This is a genomic window from Nocardia sp. NPDC059195 (assembly GCF_042754695.1).
In the GTDB taxonomy this organism is placed as follows: domain Bacteria; phylum Actinomycetota; class Actinomycetes; order Mycobacteriales; family Mycobacteriaceae; genus Nocardia.
In genome coordinates, this window is sequence record NZ_JBHZBG010000004.1 from 85,855 (window position 1) to 111,980 (window position 26,126).

29 protein-coding genes are annotated in these 26,126 nt (G+C 64.0%); 13 read left to right on the forward strand and 16 right to left on the reverse strand.

Annotated features, from left to right (window positions below):
- Positions 1–365 precede the first annotated feature (365 nt).
- The 4 genes from ACFXKN_RS07520 to ACFXKN_RS07535 all read left to right on the forward strand — a co-directional run bounded on the left by ACFXKN_RS07520 (position 366) and on the right by ACFXKN_RS07535 (position 3,071).
- Entirely contained in the window at positions 366–671 is a 306-nt protein-coding gene (locus tag ACFXKN_RS07520) for a hypothetical protein (protein WP_379432707.1), read from the forward strand.
- Positions 672–1,083: 412 nt separating this feature from the next.
- Positions 1,084–1,374: a hypothetical protein gene (locus ACFXKN_RS07525; RefSeq protein WP_379432708.1), complete on the forward strand. Its 291-nt coding sequence runs from the start codon at positions 1,084–1,086 to the stop codon at positions 1,372–1,374.
- Between the two features lie 187 nt (positions 1,375–1,561).
- Positions 1,562–2,164 carry a Scr1 family TA system antitoxin-like transcriptional regulator gene (locus ACFXKN_RS07530; RefSeq protein ID WP_379432709.1) on the forward strand — a complete coding sequence of 201 codons (603 nt, stop codon included), beginning with the start codon at positions 1,562–1,564 and terminating at the stop codon, positions 2,162–2,164.
- Positions 2,165–2,273: 109 nt separating this feature from the next.
- Positions 2,274–3,071, forward strand: coding sequence for an SAM-dependent methyltransferase (locus ACFXKN_RS07535; protein WP_379432710.1), 798 nt, complete (start codon positions 2,274–2,276; stop codon positions 3,069–3,071).
- Positions 3,072–3,133: 62 nt separating this feature from the next.
- Here ACFXKN_RS07535 and ACFXKN_RS07540 read toward each other — a convergent pair whose 3' ends face one another.
- From ACFXKN_RS07540 to tyrS, 5 genes are all read right to left on the reverse strand, one after another.
- The gene (locus ACFXKN_RS07540) at positions 3,134–4,165 is read right to left on the reverse strand and encodes a hypothetical protein (protein ID WP_379432711.1); all 1,032 of its coding nucleotides are present in this window, start codon (positions 4,163–4,165) and stop codon (positions 3,134–3,136) included.
- On the reverse strand, positions 4,162–6,087 hold the full coding sequence (locus tag ACFXKN_RS07545) for a carbamoyltransferase C-terminal domain-containing protein (RefSeq protein ID WP_379432712.1): 1,926 nt from the start codon (positions 6,085–6,087) through the stop codon (positions 4,162–4,164). The genes ACFXKN_RS07540 and ACFXKN_RS07545 overlap by 4 nt, the downstream gene beginning before the upstream one ends.
- On the reverse strand, positions 6,084–7,877 hold the full coding sequence (locus tag ACFXKN_RS07550; protein WP_379432713.1) for a pyridoxal phosphate-dependent decarboxylase family protein: 1,794 nt from the start codon (positions 7,875–7,877) through the stop codon (positions 6,084–6,086). The genes ACFXKN_RS07545 and ACFXKN_RS07550 overlap by 4 nt, the downstream gene beginning before the upstream one ends.
- 98 nt (positions 7,878–7,975) lie before the next feature.
- Positions 7,976–8,578 (reverse strand): HAD family hydrolase, encoded by a 603-nt coding sequence (locus tag ACFXKN_RS07555; RefSeq protein WP_379432714.1) that lies wholly within the window; start codon positions 8,576–8,578, stop codon positions 7,976–7,978.
- 121 nt (positions 8,579–8,699) lie between these two features.
- Positions 8,700–9,965 carry a tyrosine--tRNA ligase gene (gene tyrS, locus ACFXKN_RS07560; RefSeq protein WP_379432819.1) on the reverse strand — a complete coding sequence of 422 codons (1,266 nt, stop codon included), beginning with the start codon at positions 9,963–9,965 and terminating at the stop codon, positions 8,700–8,702.
- 247 nt (positions 9,966–10,212) lie between these two features.
- Here tyrS and ACFXKN_RS07565 point away from each other — a divergent pair, with 247 nt between their 5' ends.
- The gene (locus ACFXKN_RS07565) at positions 10,213–10,812 is read left to right on the forward strand and encodes an NUDIX hydrolase (RefSeq protein WP_379432715.1); all 600 of its coding nucleotides are present in this window, start codon (positions 10,213–10,215) and stop codon (positions 10,810–10,812) included.
- Here the strand turns inward: ACFXKN_RS07565 and ACFXKN_RS07570 are convergent.
- The gene (locus tag ACFXKN_RS07570; protein ID WP_379432716.1) at positions 10,744–11,433 is read right to left on the reverse strand and encodes a hypothetical protein; all 690 of its coding nucleotides are present in this window, start codon (positions 11,431–11,433) and stop codon (positions 10,744–10,746) included. The two genes, ACFXKN_RS07565 and ACFXKN_RS07570, sit on opposite strands and share 69 nt — an antisense overlap.
- A gap of 117 nt (positions 11,434–11,550) precedes the next feature.
- Here ACFXKN_RS07570 and ACFXKN_RS07575 point away from each other — a divergent pair, with 117 nt between their 5' ends.
- The 3 genes from ACFXKN_RS07575 (at position 11,551) to ACFXKN_RS07585 (ending at position 14,065) form a co-directional block, all read left to right on the forward strand.
- Positions 11,551–11,793 carry a hypothetical protein gene (locus tag ACFXKN_RS07575; protein WP_379432717.1) on the forward strand — a complete coding sequence of 81 codons (243 nt, stop codon included), beginning with the start codon at positions 11,551–11,553 and terminating at the stop codon, positions 11,791–11,793.
- Between the two features lie 1,310 nt (positions 11,794–13,103).
- Positions 13,104–13,736 (forward strand): hypothetical protein, encoded by a 633-nt coding sequence (locus ACFXKN_RS07580; protein ID WP_379432718.1) that lies wholly within the window; start codon positions 13,104–13,106, stop codon positions 13,734–13,736.
- Positions 13,737–13,921: 185 nt separating this feature from the next.
- Positions 13,922–14,065: a hypothetical protein gene (locus ACFXKN_RS07585; protein ID WP_379432719.1), complete on the forward strand. Its 144-nt coding sequence runs from the start codon at positions 13,922–13,924 to the stop codon at positions 14,063–14,065.
- Positions 14,066–14,188: 123 nt separating this feature from the next.
- Here the strand turns inward: ACFXKN_RS07585 and ACFXKN_RS07590 are convergent, their stop codons facing one another.
- Both ACFXKN_RS07590 and ACFXKN_RS07595 read right to left on the reverse strand, forming a co-directional pair.
- Positions 14,189–14,548, reverse strand: a complete 360-nt coding sequence (locus ACFXKN_RS07590) for a hypothetical protein (protein WP_379432720.1) — start codon at positions 14,546–14,548, stop codon at positions 14,189–14,191.
- A 5-nt stretch (positions 14,549–14,553) separates the two neighbouring features.
- The gene (locus ACFXKN_RS07595) at positions 14,554–14,715 is read right to left on the reverse strand and encodes a hypothetical protein (protein ID WP_379432721.1); all 162 of its coding nucleotides are present in this window, start codon (positions 14,713–14,715) and stop codon (positions 14,554–14,556) included.
- 172 nt (positions 14,716–14,887) lie between these two features.
- Here ACFXKN_RS07595 and ACFXKN_RS07600 point away from each other — a divergent pair, with 172 nt between their 5' ends.
- A complete protein-coding gene (locus ACFXKN_RS07600) occupies positions 14,888–15,001 on the forward strand; it encodes a hypothetical protein (RefSeq protein WP_379432820.1) in 114 nt (37 codons plus the stop codon).
- Positions 15,002–15,011: 10 nt separating this feature from the next.
- Here ACFXKN_RS07600 and ACFXKN_RS07605 read toward each other — a convergent pair whose 3' ends face one another.
- From ACFXKN_RS07605 to ACFXKN_RS07630, 6 genes are all read right to left on the reverse strand, one after another.
- Positions 15,012–15,149, reverse strand: coding sequence for a hypothetical protein (locus tag ACFXKN_RS07605; protein WP_379432722.1), 138 nt, complete (start codon positions 15,147–15,149; stop codon positions 15,012–15,014).
- Between the two features lie 199 nt (positions 15,150–15,348).
- Positions 15,349–15,693, reverse strand: a complete 345-nt coding sequence (locus tag ACFXKN_RS07610) for a hypothetical protein (RefSeq protein WP_379432723.1) — start codon at positions 15,691–15,693, stop codon at positions 15,349–15,351.
- 84 nt (positions 15,694–15,777) lie between these two features.
- Positions 15,778–16,191: an ankyrin repeat domain-containing protein gene (locus tag ACFXKN_RS07615; RefSeq protein WP_379432724.1), complete on the reverse strand. Its 414-nt coding sequence runs from the start codon at positions 16,189–16,191 to the stop codon at positions 15,778–15,780.
- A complete protein-coding gene (locus ACFXKN_RS07620) occupies positions 16,192–17,625 on the reverse strand; it encodes a GH-E family nuclease (protein ID WP_379432725.1) in 1,434 nt (477 codons plus the stop codon).
- Entirely contained in the window at positions 17,625–17,921 is a 297-nt protein-coding gene (locus ACFXKN_RS07625) for a WXG100 family type VII secretion target (RefSeq protein WP_379432726.1), read from the reverse strand. Before ACFXKN_RS07625 ends, ACFXKN_RS07620 begins: the two co-directional genes overlap by 1 nt.
- Positions 17,918–18,238, reverse strand: a complete 321-nt coding sequence (locus ACFXKN_RS07630) for a WXG100 family type VII secretion target (protein ID WP_379432727.1) — start codon at positions 18,236–18,238, stop codon at positions 17,918–17,920. Before ACFXKN_RS07630 ends, ACFXKN_RS07625 begins: the two co-directional genes overlap by 4 nt.
- A gap of 2,116 nt (positions 18,239–20,354) precedes the next feature.
- Here ACFXKN_RS07630 and pip point away from each other — a divergent pair.
- Both pip and ACFXKN_RS07640 read left to right on the forward strand, forming a co-directional pair.
- Entirely contained in the window at positions 20,355–21,323 is a 969-nt protein-coding gene (gene pip / locus ACFXKN_RS07635) for a prolyl aminopeptidase (protein ID WP_379432728.1), read from the forward strand.
- Positions 21,324–21,748: 425 nt separating this feature from the next.
- Positions 21,749–22,147, forward strand: coding sequence for a hypothetical protein (locus tag ACFXKN_RS07640; protein ID WP_379432729.1), 399 nt, complete (start codon positions 21,749–21,751; stop codon positions 22,145–22,147).
- Between the two features lie 41 nt (positions 22,148–22,188).
- Here the strand turns inward: ACFXKN_RS07640 and ACFXKN_RS07645 are convergent, their stop codons facing one another.
- Together ACFXKN_RS07645 and ACFXKN_RS07650 are read right to left on the reverse strand one after the other, a co-directional pair.
- Positions 22,189–22,848 carry an Eco29kI family restriction endonuclease gene (locus ACFXKN_RS07645; RefSeq protein WP_379432730.1) on the reverse strand — a complete coding sequence of 220 codons (660 nt, stop codon included), beginning with the start codon at positions 22,846–22,848 and terminating at the stop codon, positions 22,189–22,191.
- A 64-nt stretch (positions 22,849–22,912) separates the two neighbouring features.
- Positions 22,913–23,740: a GIY-YIG nuclease family protein gene (locus ACFXKN_RS07650; RefSeq protein WP_379432731.1), complete on the reverse strand. Its 828-nt coding sequence runs from the start codon at positions 23,738–23,740 to the stop codon at positions 22,913–22,915.
- Between the two features lie 124 nt (positions 23,741–23,864).
- Between ACFXKN_RS07650 and ACFXKN_RS07655 the strand changes: the two genes are divergently transcribed.
- Both ACFXKN_RS07655 and ACFXKN_RS07660 read left to right on the forward strand, forming a co-directional pair.
- Positions 23,865–25,250, forward strand: coding sequence for a DNA cytosine methyltransferase (locus ACFXKN_RS07655; RefSeq protein ID WP_379432732.1), 1,386 nt, complete (start codon positions 23,865–23,867; stop codon positions 25,248–25,250).
- A 243-nt stretch (positions 25,251–25,493) separates the two neighbouring features.
- Positions 25,494–26,030, forward strand: a complete 537-nt coding sequence (locus ACFXKN_RS07660) for a very short patch repair endonuclease (protein ID WP_379432733.1) — start codon at positions 25,494–25,496, stop codon at positions 26,028–26,030.
- Positions 26,031–26,126 lie beyond the last annotated feature (96 nt).

A 26,126-nucleotide genomic window follows, 5' to 3' on the forward strand; every position in this document is an offset into this window, starting at 1 on the left:
GTCTCCGCATTCGCCGAGACACCCCGATCGCGATGTGAGTTCTACCGGCGCGAGTGCTCACTGCCGACCGTAGTCGACGCGCCAACGGGGCGAATCACGATGCGCGCCGGGCGGATCGGTGCGGTGATGATGCCGACTCAGCTCGCCCAGCAGGTCAAAACCACTCTCGAGGGGAGCGGGGTCACACCGTTGTCGATCATCGGGCACCCGCGCGCCCAGATGTGGACCTTCCTCGTGAGGTCGGATATCCGGCCGATCGGCGATCCCGGCGACGTGGCCCGATTATGGAAAGCGAGGGTGGTAGTGATCCGCGAAGGCGATATCGCGTTGCCCTCTCCGGCACCGGACCCTTTGATGGTGCGCACGTGGGCATCTCCGGCGATCAGCACGTTCCGTCCCTCTGGGGCCGTGGTGATCGCACGCGCCCTATCTATCTTGAGGCAGACCCGACGATGAACAACGGCGGCCGGTCACCTTGTCCTGACGAACCCGACATTCGACTCTCCGTCGAATTGTCCGGTGTGCGGATCTATTTCGTCGCGTGTCTAACCGCCGCCCTGGTGTTCGTCTGCGACGTGGCCGCCCGCCGCCCCGGAACCGTCGCCGTCTACCCCGGCCACTGCGCCGGACTGCCGCGCCTGCCAAACGAGCGGCTTTACCTCCTGCCGTGACCCGTGTACCGCGCGGCTTCCAATTACCCGAATGGCCTGGCGTGACGATCCGAGCGAGACCCACAGCATCTCGGTCTGCCTTCGTCCCACGCCGAGGTGGCCCCGGAGTCGTTCCCAGCGACGACCGGGGCCACCCCTACCCCGCGATCCACACCGAAGGGCCCGAAAACCACCATGTATGCGAAATTCGACACCACCACTCCCACTCCACGCACACGTCGCCACCGCCGGATAGCGGCGGCCATGCTGGGCACGCTCGCCGCGCTGGCCGTGATCGCGGTCGTGACCGCCCCGGACGGGAGCACGCAGCCGACCGGTTCCGGCTGCGAGGAACCCACCGAGCCAGACCTGTTCACGGGGTCCGGTCCCGGCGACACCGCGAGCGGTCCGGCCGTGATCTTTGGGTTCAATCATGCCTATTACGTGGATCGTTCTGCCGAGCAGGCACGCCGGTTCCCTCACTCCCGACTCGGTCAACGCGGCCGGTGACCGTTTGCCGACCGGCATCGATGCCGTTCCCGCCGACACACGCCACTGCGTCAGCATCTCGTCTCTGAACTCGTTCGACGATTCGGCGCGGTGGAAGGTCACCGTGGGCGAGTTCCGGCCCGGTATCAAACCCTGGATCGCCGAACAGACGATCACTACCCGCACCCTCGACGGGGTGACCCTGATCAGCGAGATCACCGCCACCCCTGCATAGACCAACCGAATACCTCGGACGAAATCCGGCGAACCCCCGAGCCGGTCGGGTCCGAGGGTGGGGAACGTCCTCGGAGGCCGACCGTCCTCCCGGCCTCCGGGGACGCCGACCCGACTCACACGAACCACACCCTGTGGAACTCTCCACCGAATCTCAGCCAACGAAATGACTCGGAGAGGTTAGAACCATGGTCAACACGAGTCGGTACGACGACACCGATGGCGGGCCGGAAGCGTTGCAGCGCAGCCTGATCGCCAGCGAGTCCGACACCATCAATCAGCGCTCCTACAGCACCAAACTCCTCCCGGGACTGTTGCAGACCCACGACTACGCCCGTGCGTTCTTCGACAGATGCTCGGCCGTGATGGGTATGGCCGACGACAACGAGGCCCTTGCGCTCGCGCGTCTGCAACGCCAGACCGTTCTCGACATGCCCGGGTACGACTTTCAGATGCTCATCGACGAGGCCGCGCTGCGAGTCACCGTCGGCAGCTCCGAGGTGATGGCCACGCAGATCCGGCACCTGATGAATATCTTGACCGCCCGCGAACACGTCCGCATCGGCATCATCGTGCTCAACGCCGAATTCCTCGCCCCAGCAGACAGTTTCGACTTTAGCAACGCCACCGACTCCGACAACAAGCGAATCACCGATCCGCTCGAAAACACCGACACCGTCGAGCTGGTCGAACGAACCTTCGACCTGCTCGCCACCACGGCCGTCTACGGCGAGGAAGCCCACGCCATCCTCGTCCGCGCGCTGGCCAGCCACACCGAGTCCGGCATCTGATCCAACCGACTGCCCGCGAGCCCCCGCAACAACCCGACGCCGTACCCCTCGTCACAGCAGCCGTGAGGTTGTTTCGTGGGCTCGCGGCACTCTCCGGCGAGGACAGGACATGACAGCCCCCAACCCAACAGTGCTGGACACCAGACAACCCAACACCGCCCGTGTGTGCAATGCGTTGCTGGGCGGCAAAGACCACTACGAGCTCGATCGTGTTATCGCCGAGCTTCTTCGGGACAGCCAGCTCGCGATCGCCATGGCCGAAGCGCGCCGCTTCGCGCGGCGCGCGGTCGAATACCTCAGCCACACGCATCAGGTGACCCAGGTGGTCGAACTCGGATGCGGACTCCCGCTGTACCCCGACATCGGTGAGATCGCCAACCACGCAAGCGACACCGCCCGCATCCTCTACATCGACAACGACCTCCTCGCCACCAACCACGCCCAGGCCCTGCTGACCGAACCGAACAACGCCGTCGCCAAGATCGACCTCACCGACACCGCCGCCGTCCTCGCCGAGATCACCGCGGTCATGGAATCCACCGCACCGATGGCGGTCTGCCTATCCGGGACCGCCGAACACCTCGCCGACGCCCCCGCCGTCCTCGACTCACTGACCCGCCAGCTCCCGCCCAGAACCTGGATCGTGTTCAGCCACATCACCGACGACATCGCCGGGAACGACATCAGCAGCGCCGCCGCAGCTCTGGACGACGCGGGCATCGCCTTTCACCCACGCGACCGCGACACGATCACCACGATGCTGGCCCCCTACCGGCTCGCCGCTCCCGGCTTGATCGCACCGCACCGATGGCGGCCCACCGATACCGAGCACGACACCCTGCGGCCTCTACACCCCGGCACCTGGGACCTGGCCGCCTACGCCGCCATCGGCCAACTGCAGCACTAGCGAGAGGACACGAAAATTGGGGTGGGACCGTGATAGCGACGACCAGGACGGCACCGAGATGACTACCTCGGCCGAAACCCGACGCTGTAATCGATCGATCGAATCGGCTCCACGTGTTCTCTGTCCAGGCGGTTTAGCCATGTATGGGTGTAGTAGGAGGTGAAGCCGTCTACACCGTATTCCTCGGAGCCGACAACGGGAATCGGGCCGATATCGATAAGCACCCACCGGGCGCGCGTAGCGTCCCAAACGAAGTTACCGGGATGAAGGTCAAGAACCAGTCGGCGTTCGGGCAGCTCGCATCGGAGAGTCCCGTGGAGGGATCTCAGATCTTCCTGCTGTTGCAGATTCGGCCGGAATCCAGATCTCAGCATGGATTCACCGTCATCTCCTGGAACGTAATCGTGGTACAGGATCCGCGTGCTCGGATCGAACGCAGCGTTCGTGGCGATGCGATCGTGAAGACACGTCTGAGCCAGAACCTGATAGTTGGCGAACTCTAGCGGGAGCAATACCTCACGAGCTGCATAGTTCCTGGGATATTTATGCACCCGCCCACCAGTTCGGATCACGTCAGCGGCGGAGCCAGATCCGAGCAATGTTGTATCGGGAGGTGGCTTCTGGGCTTCGGCAAGGCGGTAGAGACCCATGACCGTCAGTTCAGTGAGGCGTCGACCAACGGTCTTCGGGTCGGCGGCTGTAGCGCCCCACAGGTTGAAGGCGTACGTCAGTACCGGTGCGAGACCCTGCTCGTGCATGTCCAACGCAAGGCCCAATTGCTCCTCAGCGGTCATGGCGGTCTGCTGTACCGCTGCCCCGATCTCAACCAACAGCGATCGCGCCCCGAATTTGGGTGGCGGCCTGGTACGCAGCGCCAGTCGTCGGGCGTGGGATCGGACAAGGTCATCATTGAGCGGGTTGGCGAGGTCATCTACAGCCGCTTGCCACTGTGCGTAGCGGCCAGGATCGGAGGGATCGACACTGCGGGCGTAATTCTTGATAACGGCGGCGAGAATGCGTGTTCGGTCGGCTTCGGCAAAGTTGGCGTAGTGACGAACGTGTCCCTCGAGGAGCGTGTCAGGGAGCGTGGTCATCGTCGGTCCAACGCGCCGGGATTTTCCCGCAAGTAAGCCTCAGTCCGGCTTCGGACATCTTTCGCGTCGTCTGCGATCCCGATATCTGTGGTGCCGAAAAGTGCTGGGTTGTCGTAGAAATAGGTGAGTTCGCGCCGGTCGAGGTCATGTGGGTTGAGCTCACGGACAACCGCGCCAGTATCCGCACCAGCGGGTGCCTCGAAGAACCGGCGCTGTCGCGGTCGAGGCCCGACATAGTGATTCGTGTTGTCGTGCAGGGTAATCAGAGTTGTCGCGTTGACGACGAGTGATCGAATCCCCTTGCCTGCGGCGAAGTGGACGGCCTCGGAGAGACGGTTGATGATCGGCTCGTCGGCGTCATTGAGCGAGGTATTGCCCAGAATCGACACCCCGGTGTGCCGTTTGAACTCATGAAGGACTCGTGCGAGGTCGGGGTTGGTGCTGGCACTGACGGACTGTGTGCGAGCGCTGTGATCGAGGTGAAGGACTCCGGGGACCGTTGCTTGCGCATGAGCGGTGGTGTGGAAGTTGAGCAGCATGTACGGCGAGTGCCGATAATCGCAGAAATAGTCGGGCCCGTCCTCGTCGAGAACGAGTGGTGCCACAGGGCGCCACCACTGTCGCTGTTTGATCTGGTTGAGCCGGTTCTTGACCTCGAGCGATCGAGGATCGGCGAGCAGGGATCGGTTGCCCAGCGCCCTGGGACCGATTTCGGCCGGGCCGTTGACCCACGCGACGATCCCTTCTCGCGCGAGGAGTTCCGCGACACCATCTGCCGATATCGGCTCAAGGTTCTCCACGAGGTCCGACACCAGGTCGAGTTCCTCGGCGAGGTCACCAGGGCCTTGTCCGTAGTAGGCGGTGTCGAATTCGGTGCTGACCGCGCCGCTGCGCAGCTGTGTATAGAACGCGGCGAGCCCCGTGCCCAGGGCGATGCCGCTGTCGCTGGTGCAAGGCGGGATCTGATAGTCAGTGAACGGGACATCTTGCAGCAGTTGCGAGTTCGTCGGGCAGTTGAGAGCGAAGCCTCCGGCCAAAGCCAACCGCGACGCAGCGAGGTCCGCTCCGTACTCGGTTTCGGCAAGGTCGAAGTTGCGCCGGACGACCCGTAGTGAAAGTCTCGCGATGATTTTCATGACGGCACTGACGTGGAGTTCAGCTGGAGTCAGAGCTCCCGCTCCAGACGTCGCGGAGCTGCGACCGGTCCGCCGGTCGGCGCGTACGTGGGAATCGATGGTGTCGACGATGTCGGCGGCGGCACGTCGCGCCGAAAGATCGAGCAGGGGTAGCCGATCGAAGACGGTCAGATCCAGCTCGGCGTCGTCGTCACTGGCAGAGGCGAGCGCCATCAGCGTTCCTTCGCGGAGGCCGAACTTCTTGCTGGCGTAGGACCAAAGCCTGCCCGGCGACTCGCAGGGAAACATTCGCAGGCCGCGGTCGTCGATGACGCAGCCCGGGTAGTAGTGGCGGTCGTAGGCGTCGGGTTCGAACAGGCAGTCGGGACCAGCGTCCAGCGACATTGCCACCATCGGTTCGGTGAACGGTGCCGGGTTCTGGCAAAACAGCGCCGTCATGAGGTGCGCCATGCCGTGGAATGCGTAGGCGCTACCGAAGGTGGCCTGGTAGTCGGTGCTGGTTTCGATACCGGGTGTCCCCCAGATTTCGACGACGTCGCGAAGGTCGGCGCCTTCCTCTGCCAGGAGGTGCCGCAGGAGGTGTCGGGCCTGGTTCAGGTCGTAGAGAGCGCGACTGTGCTGCTTGAGGCCGCTGATTCGCTCGAACTCCCAGTAGCGCCGGAGTCTGAGCGTGCCTTTGTCGAGTTCCCACAGAGCGGCTCCGTGGTCATGGCGCAGGCGGATGTCGAGGAGGTTCTTCAGGGGACCGATGTCGAAGAACGTCGAGAGATAGAGTCCGTCGATCATGTCAGCGACCCGGGTCGAAAGATCAACGGCCGGGCTTCGTGTGGGCCCTCGGCGGGAATCCGGTCTGCGGGTTGGCGGTCGTATTCGGCGAGCATCTCGCCCAAAACGAGGGCGAAGGCGACCGCGGTGTCCTCGTCGTAGAACGGCGACATAGGGTAGGACTTGTGGACGCCGATCTTCGCGCCACCGACCAGCTTGTGATAACCCGACGAGTAGTCGCAGGCGATCGGGCAGCGGCCCAGCGCCTGTTGTTCGAACAGATATCGGTAGAAGCCGTAGTTGTAGCGCGCGATCGATTCCAGGTCGGCTCGTGTCCACGCCCGGTCGAACAGCGATGGTGTGTCTACGGCAGGTTTGGCGATGAACAGCACGGCGAAGCCGTGGCTGTCGGCGTCGCTGAGTACTTCGAATCGGCCTTGGCCCGTGAGCTCGTCGGCGAACCGCTGCGAGGACACGAGCAGGCCCCCGATGAGGCGTTGGTAGCCGGCGACGCCGAGCATCTTCAGGTTGACGTAAGCCTGCAAGGGTCCGGCCATCGAACGGCTGAGTTCGAGTGTGTACTGGAATGGTGAGTGGTTTCCGAACTGAAGGTCTTGGTGCGGCAAGCCTTTACGGCCGCCGCCGCCGATGGGGTGGTCTGCGTCGGTGATTCCACCCTGCTGGTAGATCTCGTTCCGGTCGGCCACCATGTAGATGCTCGAGACATAGGAGGCGAACCCGGTCTTGTGGAAGTCGACGCCGAAGGAATCGGCGAGGTGGATCTCGGCGATCCGGGCGGCTTGGGTGCGGATGCGGCTCAGCGTCGCCGCCGGGAATCCGCAGGGGTTGGTCTGGAAGTCGTAGTCGCGGAAGAACAGCCACACCCAGCCCACGACAGAGTCGACGTGAACACGGGGCACGTAGTCCAAGCCCAGTTCCTCGACGAGCCGGTCCCGCAGGGCCACGATGTCACCGATCGGGTCGACCAGCATCTGGATTGTGGTGCCGCCGTTGGCGAAGATCGTCACGACTTGTTCTCCCGCACCGATGCTGGTGCGGATGGTGTTCTCCAGGGCCGCGAGGTCCATCAAGCCGTCTGGTCGGGTCGGTACGCGCAGGCAGCTGCTTTCCCCGATTCCCAGCCACCCGCATGCTTCCTCGTGGCAGGGGTGGCCTTGAGTCGAGGACACCACCCGAACCGGAGTACGAATGCCCTCGCGGCGAGCTTGTGGCTGTGCTCGCTGGATGCCGTGCTTGATTGCGTGCATGTTGGTGCTCTTGCCGCCGAACGTGAACACCCCGCCCGATCTGTCGACGTCGATCCCTGCCAACTGGGACAACATCTTCACCACCGCGAGCTCGGTTCCGAGTAGCAGGCCGCTGGACATGTCCTGCGCACCGTTGGGGTTGAGCGCGGAGGCATACGCCGCGACGGCGACGGCCGGTGTCGTCGGGGGCGGCGTCACGTTGATCATGGTTCCGGGGTGGTTCCAGCGCATCATGCCCTGGAAATACGGCGCCAGCTCTGCGAGCACGGCTTCCGGCGAACTGGATTCACGTGGCAGGGACTCGTGTTCGAGGATCTGGCCGAACGATCGAACGTCCTCTCGCCGCGTACGTGGAGCCGCAGCATCAATGTAGGGCCCGACGAGGTTCTCCAGCACACCCAACCAGCGATGAACGTCGGCGAGGTCAGCACTATCGGGATGTTGGAAGAGGTCGAGAAGCGGTTCGCCTCGACCCTGCCCATCGTCGCCGGAAATGTTGTGCGGCAACGGGGTTGAGGGAGCGCTCGGGATCGTCGTGGTCATACCTCTTAGGGTCGAGCCACATCGGCTTCACCGGAACGTAGCAGGACGTAGCATCCAGGCAAGGCGCTGCGAAAACGAATCCTGTTGCTGCGCAATGCCTATGGCAGGGTGACCAGAGCCTGCGCCAGATCACGGAAGGCCGGATAGGCCCCTGATCGACCTTGCGGATCGATGTGTGCGCACCTGCACCCCAATGCTGCGGCCGGATCCAGATCGAGGGTCGCGTTGTCCCCAACAGCAGTTGTCCTGGATGCGCCGTATTCCTCGACCAGCGCCCGGTAGATGTCGTGTTTGTCGGTGTGATCGGTCTCGTAGACCGAGATCGTGTGATCGATCGCCGCGGTGAGTCCGAGTGCTCCGAGCACAGCGATCGCGTGTCGCTGAGGGGCCATCGTGACGACGATGCGATGCGCGGCGATGCGTGACAAGGCGCGGGTCAGCGCGGGATCAGGGCTCAGAAGCTGCTGATAGGGCACCGCCTCGTAGACAGCTGTAGCCCACTGCACACGGGGAATGTCGAGTAGGGCTAGCGCTTTCAGAATCGACGGCGTCCGCTCCTCCATCGCGGCGAGCTCCGCCGAGGTCAGTCCTGCGCGATTCAGAAGGAAATCAGTTGTGCGTTCGTCGATGATACGGGTCAATGCAGAGCTCGAGGGATAGCAGGTTCCATCAAGGTCGAGAATCATCAGCCGCTCGGTCATTCAGCGGTCCTCTGGTCGGTCGGATTCGGCACACAGTTCCCGAACGCACCTGGGTGGGGTCCGACGAAGACTTGGACTGTGACTCGTGTCGGCGAGTCACAGTCCAAGCCTGAACTTTCTGTCAGCCGACTTCGACGACAGCAAGCGATTTGCGGCCTCGCCGAAGCAGGATCCATCGGTTGTGCAGCAAATCCGTTGTGTCCACCACCGCCTCGGTGGTGTCGACTTTGAGGTTGTTGACGTAAGCGCCGCCCTCGGTCACCGCACGACGGGCTGCGGATTTGCTGTCGACCAGACCAGTTGCAGCGAAAAGGTCTACGACGCTGTGGGTCCCGCTTGAGATCGATGCGGAGGGCAGTTCACGCACCGCATCGCCGAGGGTGGATGCGTCCAGCGTTGTCAGGTCGCCACTGCCGAACAGTGCCTGGCTGGCAGCGCGCACCCGATGCATCGTTTCCTCACCGTGGACCAGGGTGGTGATGTCCTCGGCGAGAGCGCGCTGGGCCTCTCGTTGCGCGGGTCGCTCCTTGGCGGCTTCCTCGAGCGCCGTGATTTCGTCCTGGCTGCGGAAGGTGAAGATCTTGAGGTAGTCGCCGACCTTGGAGTCCTCGGCGTTGAGCCAGAATTGGTAGAAGGCATAGGGCGAGGTCATCTCCGGGTCGAGCCAGATCGCGCCACCTTCGGTTTTGCCGAACTTGGTGCCGTCGGCTTTGGTGATCAGCGGAGTCGCCAAGGCGTGCAGGCTGATTCCCTCGATGCGGTGAGTCAGATCCGCGCCTGCGGTGAGGTTTCCCCACTGGTCGGATCCGCCGGTCTGCAACGTGCAGCCGTACCTGCGGTAGAGCTGGTAGAAGTCCATGCCCTGCAGTAGCTGGTAGGAGAACTCGGTGAAACTGATCCCGGCCTCGCTGTTGAGCCGCGCGGACACCGATTCCTTGGCGAGCATCCGGTTCACCCGGAAGTTCTTGCCCACCTCGCGAAGGAAGTCGAGCGCCGACATCGGTGAGGTCCAGTCCAAGTTGTTCACGACCACGGCCGCGTTGTCGCCGTCGAAAGACAGAAATCGCTGAACCTGGTCGCGAATTCGGTCGACCCAGGCCGCCACGGTTTCGTGGTCGTTGAGCACTCGCTCACCCGACATGCGTGGATCGCCGATGAGACCGGTCGCGCCGCCGACCAGCGCGATCGGTTTGTGCCCGAAGTCCTGCAAGCGACGCATCGTCAGCAGCTGCACGAGATTACCCATGTGCAAGCTCGGCGCAGTCGGATCGAAGCCGCAATAGTAGGTCACCGGGCCGGCCGCCAGGGAAGCACGCAGCGCGTCCTCGTCGGTAGACAGCGCGACAAGCCCGCGCCAGGAGAGCTCGTCAAGGGCATTGGCCCGGATCTGGGTCACGACTGCGAAAGTCCTCTCGGTAACTGGACCGCGATAAGCGGGCCTCTGCGACTGGCTGGCCCCGACCTCGAGGTCGGCCAAGGCAAGTCTGAGTTCGGCGACCACGGGAGCCGTCAATCGGATCGATTGCCATGCCGATACGAGTGTAGTGATCACTGAACGCCCCCAATATTGTCGGGGATGGGCCTCTGACGGAAGGTAGCAACCCGTAGCGCCGGTATCCCGCTACGGTGAATCCATGATCGAACCGCCGCGCACAATCGTTCACCGGACGTGGACCGTCTACGACGGAACTCCGTGGCTCGAGGTGACCCGCAACGAGATCACGACCCCGGACGGACTCGACCGCACCCACCACGCCATCCAGCTGAACACGGTCGCGACAGTCATCGCCGTCGACGAGCATCACCGCGCGCTCCTGATGCGCCGCCACCGATGGATCGTGGACACGATCGGCTTGGAGTCTCCCGGCGGAATCGTCGATCCGGACGAGGAGCCGCTGAACTGTGCTCGGCGAGAGTTGCTGGAAGAAACCGGCTTTGAGATCGACGAACTGACGCTCGTGGCCGATCTCGAACCTATGCCCGGCCTTGTCCGAACCCGTCACCTGGTGTACCTCGGAAGCAATCCACGCCAGGTCGCGACGCCCAGCGATGCGGAGGAAGCAGCCCAACTGCTCTGGATTCCGCTGGAGGAAACCACCGACCTGCTGGCGAAAGGGATGCTGTTGGGTTCGGGGACCGCAGTCGGAATGCTAGCCGCAGCAGCGCTATTCAAGGGCGAACCGACAACGCAGTCGCCTGGACAACAGTTCGTGGCGCTTCCTGAGTCTCACTGAGCCGAGGTGAGCGATCGTCGAGTCGGCGGCATCCAGATGCTCGCGCGCCTCGTCCCACGCATGGCTCAGATTCGCCTCTGCGAGATCGAGAAGTTGCCCGCAACGCGCTCGAACAAACTCCTCGGGCAGGCCGTTCAACGCTGCTCGCGCTACATCAGCACCGGCTGTATCACCGGCTCTGACGAGGACATGGCCCTGCCACCGTTGCAGGTGCACAGCGTTGAGTGACAGATAGGGCATAGACGCCTCGTCGCCGTCGGTTGATCGGACCAAGTCAATCTCCGCGCGGGACAACGCCGCCCGCACGGATTGCTCGTGGCCCGGCAGCGTTGCGGCGACCTGAGCGTGTGTAGCGGCTAGCCACGATCGCAGCAGCATCGGCAGCATCGGCATCGCTTCGGCTTTGGCAACGTTGGCGGCGGCATCAGCCGCTTTGCCAGTCTCGGCGAGCATCACCGCATGCTCGCCTATCGCATGAGCCAGCAACACCGAGTCCCCGGCACGGGAGGCAGCCTGTTTGGCCAACATGTAGTGCCGTGAGGCACCGTCGTGGTCGCCGACGTCGAGGTCCTGCCACGCGGCCAACGCGGCCGTGTCAGCCTGCGCACGCGCGATACTCACCCGATCCGAACCTGACGCCCCCCGCCACAATGTCTCTAAAGCAACCACATGGCTTGCTGTTTGAACCCGCACTGCTGGCGCGCCCAGCCGACGATCTAGCAGACGCAGACTATTCGTATGCCCACTCAAGAGCGCGAACAACGAGCCATCGCCTGCGCCATCATCCGAAGTCGCAACTGGCACGGCACTCGCTTCATCGAGCTCGAGAACCCGGCAGAGCAGGCGGCTGTGCACTTCGTCTGGGACAACATGGCCGTTCTCCCAACGCGACAACGCCACCCGAAGACTCGCGGTCGTCATCAACCCCACACGGTCGCGGTCGGCTTGTTCCTGCAGAGCGGAGATCATCCGCGTTTGTGACCAGCCCCGAGCCCGCCGAGACGACCTCAACACACTTGCGTCGATACCCACCCCGCTCCCTTTGCCACCCATTCAGCGCCAAGTACCCCGGGACACAGACAACACCGACTGCGTCACACTGGGATCACATTCAGCTAAACAGAACACGACCCACCTAGCCATTTGAATCTTGCGACCTCAAGTGTGGCCGAGATCGGTGTTAACGCGGGCGATCTCGGCCTAGCATTGACGGCTCGAAGTCCAGGAGCCGCCCCTGAACCAGTTCTTCGATCCATCCGACGGTGTCAGGCACCGAAGCCGCGTCCAGGCTCGCTGTCTCGGTGTAGCCGTTCTCAGCGGCGATGGCGCATGTCGGCGCCATCGGCACGCCCGCGCTTCGCCATCGTGCGACGATGGCTCGCTCGATGACGAGAGCGTCGGCCCGCGGGAGGAGCCACCTGCATTGCGTGTCGCCCAATTCGACAACGCGCCATCCACGTTGGCCATGATGTTTCAACCGGGCCGACGTTCTCCCCGCCACGCCGATTTTGAGCGCGCGACGACGTTCCGATCGGATCAGGTACAGCGTGGTCGGCTCGCTGGACCGACGCTGACGGGAGCAGTCAGGGCACCGCGTCCCCGTGTCGTCGTTCAGGTCATAATCAGTTGGCAAGAACCAGCCCCTGGCGCGCGCCATGGCGCGCAGGGCCGCGCGAGCGGCGTTGTCGGCTGCGGCCTGGCCCAAGACACTATCTGCGCGGACCCTGACTTCGCCCTCGGGGAACTCACGACCGCAGATGGCGCAGCCCACCAGCCACGCCACCAAGTACCTAGCCATGAATCTGAATAGCGCTCCCGGCACGCGGGCATGCGCTGCGGGTACGCGGGTGGCCCGCGACACGACGAGATGTCAAGTACTCCGTGTGCTCCTCGCTGGCGCTGCGACGTCCCGTCGCGGGCGCCCGATCAGCGGCCGTGTTCGTCCGACGCACGCGGCGTGTGCGGGATGATCGGCCACTACCGACTCGAGGCATGGGTACCAGCATCGTGCACTCTTCGACTGGTCCGGAGCCCAGGTCCTGTTCAGCGGAACAGTTCAGCGCCCTGGTACCGCGCCGGATGAAGTCTGCTCGGTCGCGATACGGTCACCCCTTGGTCGAATCGACAGCGGCGGATGCGATCGTGCCGCCCAGATCGGCACCGAACTGGTCCGGCTCTACAAACTTCTCCCCTGACAGGTTCGCGGTCCCCGATGCGCGACCGACCACTCCTCCGACGGGCTACTCGGCGCCTCGATGCGAAAGCTGGTATGAGGGGACATAATTCAGCGTGTGACTGATCTGGATGAGCACGAGAGCGTCGAGCTGACTCGCGCAGCAGTCGAAGCGATGGTCGATCCGCTCTGTCCCCCACCACCTTTCACTGCATTTGAGGTGACCCGGCTCCTCGGCACCCTCGACCCTGACCTGCTCCTCGCCATCGTATCCGCAGCACTGGCGCGAAATCCTGGCAGCAACGGATGGCATTACTGGCGGTCGAAGGCACACCTCCGACTGCGCGAATTCGACGCCGCCTGCGCCGACGCGCGTATGGCACTCGGTGCGCCGCCGACCGACCGGCAACTGCTCCTGTACCTCGAGGCGACAACCGCAGGTAAGGCGTACCGGTCCAATGCGATCCGGCCCAAGGACGACGAGATGCAGGCGTCACCCGCAGCAGCAACGACTTCCACCTCGGAGGTGCTGATCGCGCAGCCATGGCTGTTCGTTCCAGTCGTGTTGATAGTGGCGACGATGATCGTGGCGGTCACCGGAATACAGATCGCCGTCATCGCGCCAACGCTGTCGGACCAGTTGGCGATCGCGACTGTCGTCGTCGGCGGCTTGATCGTCGCGGCCGGTTGTGTACTCGCCAGCGTTTGGTGGGTCATCCACCGGGCAGAGAGATTCCACATCAAGCAGTAGGGATATTTCGTTTTGACCACGCACCGCACGGGGCCGAGGCTGCCGAAGACTATTGCGTAGCCAGCACCCCGGATCCATCTACGGCCACTTGGATTCCGAACGGATCACCGGGGTCCGAACGCGCAGCAGGAGGTCGCTTTGAAACTCGATGGAACCGTTCGGTGTTCAGCAACGTCTAACCAGGCATGACACAGACTCAGCACGTAGTAGTTCGGCCGGTGCCGCAGTACGAACCGGCGCTGGAATCGAAACCGACCGGCGACACCACGGCCAAGTGGGAACAGCACCTTGCCGCCCTTGACAGGTACGAAAACGCCGAGGAACTGTAGCTGGCGGATTGGTGCGCTACTGCCCAGCGCGGCCAGGTAACGCCGCGCTGGGCAGTATTTTCCAACGAGTCGTAAGTCGTTCTTCGCCCGATACGAACCAGGTGAGCGAGAGCATCAAGCGGCTCAGTCTCGCCGCGGGCGCAGAGCGTAGCCGGGCACGAGCTGGTCGGTCAGCTGTAGCGGAGCCCGCCCGTCCGCGTAGGTGATCGAATACGTGACCCTGCCCAGCCACTCACCGGAGTAGGTGGGGACCCAGTGGGTCAGCAGGCCGGGGCGCTCCCCGGTCATGTCCACTCCGGCGCCGTTGACGTGACGCGGTGTGCCCGGATCGCGGATCGCGATGGCATCCAAACGCACCCACACCGGCTTCGGGCCCTTCATCACGGTCTTCGCGTAGTGCCCCTGCGCGTGCGGATGTTTGGGCTGCGGTGACGTGCCCTCGGTCCGAGCAACATCCCCCGCTCCCTCGCCGGCGGCGGACATCGCGGTCACTCTGTCCACGAGGTCAGATAGATCAGCCGCATCGGGAATTCGTACGCGCTCGGCGCATCGAGCGTGGACAGGATACGGGCGTGGGTGTCGTCGACCTCGACCACACGAAACTGCGAGACGCCACCCGCACCGATCCTGACGAAGTCGCCCACCATCATGTTCGTCAGTACATCGAACAGGTGTGCGAACGGACGGCAGGCTTGTCGGTGCCTCGTGCGATCGTGGGATCGACGACTGCTCACCCGGCCGGAGGAGAACGACGTGGCCGATTCCAATGAGTGACCCGAAGTCAGGCTGGTCGCTCACTGCCGCCGTTGCCACGGCTGGCTGCTGTCGGCGAAGTCGATCGCCGAGGGCATCGACCCGACCTGCGCGATGCGTGAACGATCCGAGCAGCGCGCCGCGGCCGCCAACAAGCTGACGCTGTTCGACATCGCTGCCTGAACGCTGGTCGTCACAACCACCCGCGCCCGTCGACAAACGTGGCCAACCCGGCCAGGAACATCAGGGCCGAGCCGAACCAGAACCACGGGCTGATGCCCAACGCCAGAAGCGTGAACACCGCAAACGCGAAAATGAACACCACGGTCACGCAGCCTGGCGGCAGCACTTCCCCTTCGACAGCGGCGGACGACGCCCGGGAAGAGACCGACAGGGGATCACATACCCATTGCGCCTACACGCTGCCGGTCGACGGAGGGTGCCCCGTCTGTGCAGAACCGAGCGATGACTGTCGCCCCGAAATCGTGCCCGCCGCGCGGCGCGCCACGGCACTGGGTGCGCGGCCGCGCCTAGTTCTGGTCGTAGACGGCGGCACCGTTGAGTCGGGCGAAGTACGCGTCGTCGGCCGCCTCGACCTCAGCATCAGTCAGCGGAGTTGTCGACCGCGGGGGCGGGCCGAACGTCTCACGCACTGACTTCAACCCCTCCATGACCCTGCTGTCTTCGGTCAGCGGCAACGCCGCCGCGGCTGATTTGGCCGCCGCGTCCCGCTCCGCATTCGCGGCCGCTTCGAGAATCAGACTCGCCAATCGATCACCTAGCCGGTGGGCATCGCGTGGGAGTTTCAGATCCCGCAGATGTCCGGCGGCGTCGACGGTCGCGCTGATGGCCCCCGTTACCCGCCGTGCCGACACCGCGTACCTTGGCCATGGCCGCCGCGACCTTGTTCGTCTTGGCCCGGATCTCGTCGATGGCCGCGTCGTACTCGGGATCGGCACTCATTTCAGATCCGCGAACTCGGCCTGTATGACGTCCTGGTTCGACCACTGGTTGATGAAATGCAGCGGACTCTTCAGCCCGAAATAGGTTTCGATCGTCTCGCGTCGAGGATCTGCACCGTGGGCGCGCAGGACACGAATCGAGGCCACTGGGTCACCACCTGAGGCGGTCGCCGCCCAGTAGATGGCCGGCATTCCCTTCTCGGTCAACGCGTCGATGTCGGCACCGGCATCGAGGAGGCGCTCGATGGCCGCAGGGTGGGCATCCTGTGCGGCGAAGTGCAGAGGCGTCCAACCGTGGATATCGGCAAGGTTGACGTCCTCGGTCGCCAGCAGGCGGTTGATGGCTTCGACATCGCCGTCGCGTGCCGCGTAGTGCAGGGCGCTGCGGCCCCATTCGTCGAGGTTGGTCATCTACTTCGTTTCCCTTCGGTGCGATCGGTTTCCGGTCGAGTCTTCGACATGGAATCGTTCGGGGTGGGCGTTGACGTGGGCGTTGAGCTGTTCTTGGGTCCATCCATTCGCCTGGCCTTCGGCGAGATACTTGCGGTTCTCAAAACCGCTGTTGTGGCCGAAGTCCCACGATGGTTTGACCGGGTAGCGGACGCCGTTCGCCTCGTCGAGGTAGTACTGGCCCTTCGGGTCTTTCGGTAGCTGGGTGATCTCGGGATGATTGTCGTAGGTCTTGTCCTTCGACACCCTGATGTCGGGTTCGGACTTGACCACGTAGAAATCTTCTGTCGTGTCCCCTGGTTTGGTCCACCCTTTCGTATTCCGAAGGATCGTCTCTTTCGTTTCATTCCACAGCCCGGGACGGGTCAGCCGCGCCCACGCGATGAACGGGCCAGGCGATGCGGCCGCCGCGCCACCGACATCGGCGAGGGCAGGACGGGCGCGAAGCAGCGGGCCCAGGACCTCGCTACTGCGCGCGAGCGCCTGGGCGACGGTCGCTGGCACCTTGACTATCTCGACCAAGCCGATCAGCGCGCGGATCGTGTTGGCGATCCTGGCGCCGTAGGCGGCCAACAAGATCGCCATCCCGCCCTGCGCGGCGACCGCGGACGTACCACCGGTGAAGAACGCGAAAATCCCACCAGCGACCTGATCAGCGGCGATCAGCACCATCATCTCGATGAGCGCACGTTTAATCGCGCTCTTGGTCTGCTCGACCGAATCGGCGTAGGAGTAGCAGGAAATGGCGAGGCTTTCACAGACCACGGCCAGGTTCTCGAACTCGGTTTTGACGTTGTCGGCCTGTTCGAGGGCTTGGGCTGTTTCGGTGGTCTGCTGCGCCTCGATGTTCTCCCGCGCACCGGGAAGGATCTGGGCGGCAACGCGTAGACCGTTGGCCATGTCACGCCAGACGGCCCCGGTCATGCGGAGGTCGTTGGGGTCACCGTTGGGCCATATATGGCCTTCGACGTAGCCCTGGACCCAGTCCCACCCGGTCGGCTCGGGGTCATCGCCACCGAAAGCGTATGGCGGCTCGGTCGGCTGATACACCGTCAGCGTCCCCGGCGGGAACACCAAATCTTCCGGTTTCGGCTGTGGCGCCGACTGGGAATTGGCGTTCGCGTGATTGGCGGCGGTGAACTGGAGCAGATCGTGCATCTGCCCTACCGCCATGGCCAGGTCACCGAGCGCGTCGACGGTGTTCCACGCCGCGGGGTCGTAGTCGGTGGACCACTTCAACCCGGCATTGTCCGAGCCTGCGCAACCGGCGCTGTGAGTGGTCAGGCCTTTGCAGAGTTGCCCGATCTGAAATGTCAGCGCGTAGTGGACGCGCTCGTACTCCGTGGCTGCCTTGCTGAACCCTGCGGGATCGACCTTGATCGCAGGTGGCGCCATCAGGGCCACATCGCAGTGTTGGTGTTGATCGCGGTGGTGTAGTTGGTGTGAGCGGTCCGCGCGACATCACGAAGCTCGCCGAGGTTCTCCCGCATCTCCTCGACCCCGGTAACCCACTTGTCGTGGGCTGCGCGTTGGGCGACAGCGGCGTCGCTGGACCAGCTCAGATGCAGATCAGCAATGTGCTGGTCTACTTCGCTCAACCAGGTCTCGACGGAGGTACCGAACTTCGCCATCGTGTCGATCGCCGCGTCGAGTTCATCGAGGTTGACCTTGTATTGATCGTCACTGGTCACGGGAGATCCAAACCCGAGAGTTTGGTGATCGCGTCACGGTTGGCGTTGTCACGAAGCTCGTACTGCGTCGCGGCGTCGGCCAAGCTCGTCGCGGACTGCTCCAACGCTTCGATCACCGTCTGCGTGCCCGCTTTCCACTCCACCCAGGACTCGTCGTAGGCGCTGGCGGCTTTGCCCTGCCAGCCATCGACCAGAAGTTCCTTGCCGATGGTGTTGTCCAGGCGTGTGAGTTCGTCTCGGATGGCCTGAGCCTTGTCCTTGGCGAACCTCGCCGCGCTCCGAAGTCGGTCGACGTCGACAGTGAGCTCGTTCGACATGGCGCATCCCCCTCCCCGTTGATCAAATCGGTTACGACTATAGGACGCAGCGGAGCTTCTCCCGGTTCCATGGCATCTCGAGACCGGCCCCGAGATGCCTATCGCGTGTGCCGCGAGGCAGCCAGCCGCCTTTGTATTCGTCCACGTGGTCGGGAAAGGGCGTACGCGTCGCACCCAAGGTTGCGGCTGGCGGTCTAGTTCTCAAGCACCTTCGCGCTCAGCGGATCTCGATTAGTCGCTGCACCAAGGTGCGTGGACTGCCACATTCCAAGACATACGAGCAGGTCACTTATCCGGTACTGGTGGGCCCAGACCTGCGGATCAGTCGGGTCAAGCCCGGCGTCGATGAGTGACTGCGCGTCGATAGATTCTCGTCCCATGCCCAGGTGGACGCGACCCGGCGGAGCGAGGTTCCAGGCGGCAATGTGACTGTCCGCCGTTTGACCTCGGTTGCGCCTTACCACTGCACCGGCACAACCACGACGGGCCCTATCTGCATGGTGAGGTGACGCAGATCTCCCATCAGATTGCGGGCTGGTTGCTACCCAATTACCTGATCCCTCGCTGCACCCTTGCTCCGCCGGGCGCTCAGCGCTAACAGACTGATAGCCCAGGAGTTCAACACGCCGACTTGACAGGGAAGTCGTGGATGCACTCCAGACAGATGGCCTTGTCACCGGTCTCACCGAAGCCGCGCGCCTGGATCTCCTCCATGTACTTCTTTGCGAATCCCACGTGTCCATGAAAACACTCGGCCGCCGATGACGCGGTCCGCAACGCGTGCCACTTGTCAGGATCGCGTGCGTCGCCACGTGCCCGCTGAATACCGCGACAGCCCCCTCCGCGAGCCACCGATAGCCGATCACTCACCGCACCCACTGTGGCTGACCACCGCATCTGTCACCACTCGTGACGCCCGAGCTGGTGGTACGCGGCACGTTGATCAAGCTATCTGTCACCAGATTGCCATCACTCTTGTCACCGATCGCACGTGCGGTGGCTCCTAGGCGAATTGCCCGCAATAGAACGTCCGCTCATGCCGATTGTGTGTCGTTCGCTGTTTCAGGAATTTTGCGTGCGGGTGCCCAGCGGCTGCGAGTCCGGAGGAGGGGCCGTGAGTCCGGCGAGGATCGGCAGCTGCAAGCCGAGGGCTGGCCGCCGCTGCCCGAACCCACCCCTAAACCGACCCCTTGGCCGCCGTCCACTCGCGGCGGCCACGGGTACCCCAGGAAAGGCCGCGCCCATGGCCCCGAACCTGATTCCGATGGACTGTCCTAGTGCGGCAGCAAGCAGAACGTCTTACCGTCGACCTCAAAGTAGTAGGAGAATTTGCCACCTGTTGCGATGCCGCCCATGGCAGGGCACTCGTTACCTCTGCTTCCAGGCAGAATCAACGTAACCCTCGAATTAGCAGCAGAGTCCGCGCAATCCACCCGCGTAGGGTACATGGGTACCTGGTTGCGGCCAGGCGCTTCCCTGAAGCAGTCTCCGATCTGGGTCGCACCGAGGGCAGGCTCCTTGTCGTCGGAGTCGATTCCACAACCGGACACGACCATGAGCGCAAGCGCCAACGCTCCCTGTGAACGCTGAAACCGCGTCTGGCGATACATCGCGACATCCTCGGACTCTGGTAACTGTTCTGCCACCACAGTGAACCGCCAAAAGTACAGACCCGCACCCGGTTTGACGAAAGTTGGCGGTCGGCTCGGCGATCTGCCGACGCAGTATCTCAATCATCCGTGCTGGCTTCAGTCAGCGCGAGTGAGCGTTAATAGCCGCATACCGCGCGACCTCGGTGACAGATGTGCTGATCAGGTGACAGATATGGTGGTCAGCCACACCCACTGTGGCTGACCACCACATCTGTCACCACTCATGACGCCCAAGCTGGTAAGACGCGGCGCATTGATCACGCTATCTGTCACCAGATTTCCATCAGTGTTGTCACCGGCCACACGTTCGGTGCGCCTGAGCGAGTTGCCTGCTTGGAACGACCCGCTCATACCGATGCGCGGATACCGCGGGCACCAGGTCTTCGCACGTTGTCCGGCAACGCGCGCCGCGTCAACGCCTGCGTGGTCCTAGACTCCGCGCGCCTCCACTAACCTCGGTAACCGTGGCGACATCCTTTCCCTCGATCGACCCGCACGCCGACGGTCTGCTCGAGGTCGGCGACGGAAACCATGTGTACTGGTGTGTCAGCGGCAACCCTGCGGGGCGGCCAGCACTGGTGGTGCACGGCGGGCCGGGCAGCGGGAGCAGCCCGCGATCGCGGAAGTCGTTCGATCCGAACGCCTTTCGGATCGTGCAATTCGATCAGCGCGGTTGCGGACGGAGCATTCCGAGCGCCGCCGACCCGGGCACCGACATGGCGGTGAACACCACCGAACACCTGATCGCCGATATGGAACGGCTGCGCATCCACCTCAGCATCGACCGCTGGCTGCTGTATGGCGGGTCCTGGGGTTCGACACTCATCCTCGCCTACGCCCAGCGGCACCCGCAGCGGGTCGCCGGTATCGTACTGGTCGGCGTCACCAGCACTCGCCGCCGCGAGATCGATTGGCTGTACCGGGGTGTCGCACGGCTGCTGCCCGCCGAGTGGCAGCGATTCCGGGCCGCTCTGCCCGGCGACGGTGACCTGGTCGAGGGCTACCGCCAGCTGCTGGAACATCCGGACCAGGTAGTGCGCCGTAGCGCCGCGATCGAGTGGTGTCGTTGGGAGGATGCCGTGATAGCGCACGAATCCACTGGAAGCCCTGGGCAGTACAGCGCCAAACCGGACACCGCCATGCTCGCCTTCGTCCGGATATGCACGCACTACTTCGCGCATGCGGCGTGGCTCGATGAAGGCGTGCTGCTGCGCGAGGCCGGGCGGCTGGCCGGGATCCCCGGCGAACTAATCCACGGCCGCCTCGATCTCAGCGCCCCACTCGAAACTGCGTGGGAACTCGCGAAAGCCTGGCCGGACGCCCGCCTGCACGTCATCGACGACTCCGGCCACACCGGCAGTCCCGGCATGGGCGAGGCGGTTGTCCGCGCCATCGCCCGCTTCGCGCAGTCCGATTCCGATCGGATCAGTTAGACGGCGGCAATCGGACGCGACTCGGGGTATCCGCCGCGGTAGGCGTGCCTCGACCAGTGAGGTTTGCGGAACATCCACTCATACCGCGGCGCGCCCTCAGTGACAGATGTCCTGATCAAGTGACAGATATGGTGGTCAGCCACACCCACGGACGCGAATGGTGGATACGCACCGGAACGTGAATAATCGAACGTATGCGCGAATCCATCCGGCCGTATGTGCGCATCGGACACTGGACCGAACCGGCTCCCCGCTTCTGCCCGGAGGGACACCGACTCGGACCAGGCCGATTACTGGTCAGCACGATGCCGTGCATCCGGATCACGGGCGGGCGCTGCTTACAAGAGGAGCCGATTGATCGCGAGCGACATTTCCCAACGATCCGGCCGCCCAACTTCGCGAACCAGGACGAGGAGCTGATCACGATGACCGACCGAGATGACCACATCGCCACCTATGAGGCTCGCCTCGCGCGAATCTACGCGCCCGAGTTGACATCGCTGGAGAACCGCTTCGACACCGTCGGCGCGATCGTCGACACCGGTGGCGGCTGTACCGCGATCGAGGCGGTCATCGGAACGGTCCCCGGCAGCGGACATCCGCTGCAGCTCGTCGTCACGACCACCGAACCCGGCCTGGCGGCGGACCGCGCCGACATCCTGTACTGGTCCGTCGGCCTCTATGACGGCGATGAAGGTGGCGACACCCTCGCGGATGGCCACCACACCGAGTCCTTCGACGCGGCGGTCGACGCGGCGGTGAGGAACCTGGAGGAGGGGATAGCCCCTACCTTCGAAAACCTCCACGACGGCGAACCCGAGTAGAGGTGCGCCGCGACGAGCGCGAAGGTCGACGCGGACCGCGCTCAGTTCGCCGTGAGATTTTCGTGATACACCTCGACGGCTGGGTGCTGCCACGGTAGGAGCGGGTACTGCTCGATCTGCCATTCGATGTGTTCCATGGCCGCCGTGATCAATTCGGTCGGTTCGTGGGCGACTTCGCCGTAGGTGCGGCTGCGCCCGTCGTGAACGGTATCCCACTTGGATTTGCCGCTTTTGCGGGTCTTGGCACCTTGTTCGTGACTGCCGAACCCTGTGAGCTTGCTGTTCCACACCGGCTGGTAACCGACCCGCAGACCGTTCTCACCCAAGTCCGCGTGCACGTCCGGCATGAGCAGGGCGCGGAAGCGGAACTCCTTGATCGGGAGATCGCCCTCGATGATCGACCTTCGGTGCGAGCGGAGCCGCGAGGAGACAGGACGTGCCGCGCCGACGGTCTTTCCGGTCGCGCTGTTGCTCGACCGCGCCTGTCCCGCGTACACGGGGATCTGGAACTTCGAGAGGGGACGATACAAGTCGATGCTGTCGCCACGGTAGTACAGCGCGTAGAGGCCGGAGCCGTCGAAGCGCGGGATCTCGTCCTCCATCGAGACCAACGGTTGCCGCTCGAGCATCTCGCAGATCGTGTTGGCGAGCCGGGTCGTCGACAGTGGGTCGAACGACTCGGGCGAGTACTCCGCGTCCATGTTCACCTGCTCGCCCGGGTATCGACATCGCGCGGAGATGGGGACGGGACGAACATCGGGTGCTTCACTCGTCGATATCCGGCGTGTCCACGGCGGCGTCCTCGGGAAGGGACTCCGGTGTCACGTCGATGACTTCTCCCGCTCGGTAGTAGCGCCATGCGCTCCTGTACCCCTCGGCCTCCTTGTACATGATCACGTACCCCATCAGGGCGGTGATCTGCCAGCCCTGTGGCAGCGCGGCGGCCACCAGGCGGAACGCCTCGTCTGCGGTGAGATCCGCGCGGGCGACATCGAGGAACCCCCGACTCGACTGGGATGGGAGCTTCTCGTAGCGGAACACGAAGGGCAGTCCGGACTTCAACGCCGCGAGGAAGGCTCCGACCGTCGTCGCGCCCGCTTCGAGGCCGGGCACGTGCACGTCGAGGTTGATCGGGAACTCGACGTCGAAGTGCTTCTCCTTCAGGAGCGTCCTGTCCCGCTGGCGTCCGGGATCCTTGTTGCCGAAGCCGTTGTTGTTCCAGGGAACGCCGCCCTTGCCCTTGTAGTGGCTGATCAGCAGCTGTTCCGGCGCCAGGGCGGAGAAGTCCTCGGCGACGTACAGACACGAGAAGGTCACTCTGGTGAGAGCGATGTCGCGGCGGCCGGAGATCTTGCGCAGGTGCTGACCCAACCGGTCGCGGAGCGACTTGTCGGCCTTACCCACGTAGACGAACTCGCCGTCGAGATAGAGCTGGTAGACGCCGGGGCGTTCGTCGACACCGTAGTTCAGGTTCTCCTCGGTAAGAGGGATGGCGACCAGCGTCGCGAGCGCCGCAGCGAGCTGGTCCCCCAGCGCCTTGGTGATGCTGAGCCGGAAGTCGCTGTGATGAGTTCCCCCGCCGATCGTTGACATGTGCTGACTCATCTCGGTCCCCCTTCGATCACGATCACGAGAGAACTCTATGGACTCGACTTCTGTCAATCGACTCACCACGTCCGGAACGAATCCTGTCCGACCCCCGCGGTATGGTTCGCCCATGGATGACCAGCCGGGAAACGTGACCAGGACACGGACCAGCGTCGAATTGTTCGCCGGTGGTGGCGGACTCGCGATGGCCGTTCATCAGGCTGGCTTCCGGCCTCTGCTGTTCAACGAGTTCAACAAGCGCGCCTGCCAGACCCTCGTCGCCAGCGCACGCAAGACCCTGGGTACCGACGGCTTGGTCGAGATCGAGGACGTGAGACCGAAGCCACCCGCAGTGGGGCAACCCGCGCCTCTCTACCCAGCCGACGTCCAGGACCTCGATCTCACCGCTTTTCGTGGGGAGGTCGACGTCCTCGCCGGTGGGCCGCCCTGCCAGCCGTTCAGCGCCGGTGGTGTCGCCAAGGGCGACGAGGACAAGCGCAACATGTTCCCGGCGATGTTCGAGGCTATACGCCAGGTACGCCCGAAGGCTGTCATCTGTGAGAACGTCCGCGGTCTCCTCCGACCCTCATTCGCGGACTACTTCCAATACATCGTCAACGAACTACGGCTCCCCCACCAGCAACGCGTTGACTCGACGCGCTGGCAGGACCACGACGCGGAACTGCGGCGGATCCTCGCCACCCTCCCTGACAACGATACTGACGCCGAGCACTACAAGGTCGTCGTGGTACCCGTCAACGCCGCCGACTACGGCGTCCCGCAGATACGCAACCGCGTCGTCATCGTCGCGTTCCGGGCGGACCTCGGCGTCGATGTCGAGGCGTTCGAGAAACTCGTCAAGACACCCCGATACTCCGAGGCCGCGCTGTTCCGCTCGATCAGGAACGGCGACTACTGGCGACGACACCCCGACGTTCCGGCGCATGTGCGGGCCCGAGTCGAGGAACGCATACCTCGGGTCGTGAAAGAGGACGATTGCCTCCCTTGGCGTACGCTGCGCGACGCCATCGCCGGATGCGGCACCGACGCCACCCTGCCGAAGCTGCCTGCGGTCGACCTCAAGCGACTCGACGAGAAGTTCGACTTCGGCGACAAGATCGGCGTCCAGCATCACATCGGGTGGCCTGGCGCGCGAATCTACAAGGGCCACACCCCGAACGAACTCGACCGCCCCGCGAAGACGGTCAAGGCTGGAGTCCACGGCGTACCCGGTGGCGAATCGGTCATGCTCCTCGACGAACGCGACCGCGACCTCGAATCCCCCGACGGCTGGACCTACCGACACCGCTACATGACCGTGCGCGAGACCGCCCGCGTGATGACCTTCCCCGACGAATGGCTCGGCTCCGGGCCCCGCGGCGAGCAGATGCGGCAGCTCGGCAACGCCGTCCCAGTCGTGCTCGGTCAGTTCTTCGCCTCGGCTGTCGCCGACGCCCTCACCGCTGCGGAGGCGACGGAGGCCGACGCCAGCGACGCGCTCGTCTCGACCCACTGAACTATGCGCGAGCGGACTGACGAACACGGCTGGAACCAGCACCTACCGTCAGCGCGGGCCTACAAACGGCGCCCGGGGGCGGTAGCCCCGGCCATCGAGCAGGACCGCGCCGCAGGCGGCCGTCACCGTCGAAGCGTCCCCCTCGGCGACGGGCGCGTGGCGCGAGCGTCGGTCTCGCTCCGGGTCTATCGACGTACTCGCCGGATCCGCGCGTACCTGCGGTGGTCCTGTGATGGCAAATCCGTGGAACGCTACATCTGCGAGGTCACTCGCGACTCCCGCAAAGAGAACCTGGCACAGGCATGGCGAGAAGCCCACGCCCAGAAACTGGCTGGTGACGCGCCACTACCTTCCGAATCGAGCGCGTCATCTCCCGCCGTACGCGCGGTGATGCGCGCGAACCGCAGACGCGACACTGGACCGGAAATGGCACTGCGGAAGGAACTTTATCGCCGCGGCCTCCGCTACCGGGTAGATGCCAGACCACTAGCGGAACTTCGCCGTACGGCCGACATCGTCTTCACCACCGACCGCGTAGCCGTCTTCGTCGACGGCTGCTTTTGGCACGGCTGTCCATCACACCATCGCCCAGCGATGAAGAACTCGGAGTTCTGGAACAACAAGATCGACGCCAATCGGGACCGGGATCGGGACACGTCTACCAAGCTCCGCGAAGCGGGTTGGACGGTGATCCGCGTGTGGGAGCACGATCGTCCAGGCGAGGCTGCTGAACACATCCAGGCGGCTATCCGTAGTCGTCGGCGATCGGCCCGTTCGTAGTCGAGCGACCGGAGCGACATTTCGACTGCTGCTTCGAAGCGGCGGACCTTCCGCCGACGCGGTGGCGCCTGATCCGACTTGAGTCGATTACGCCCA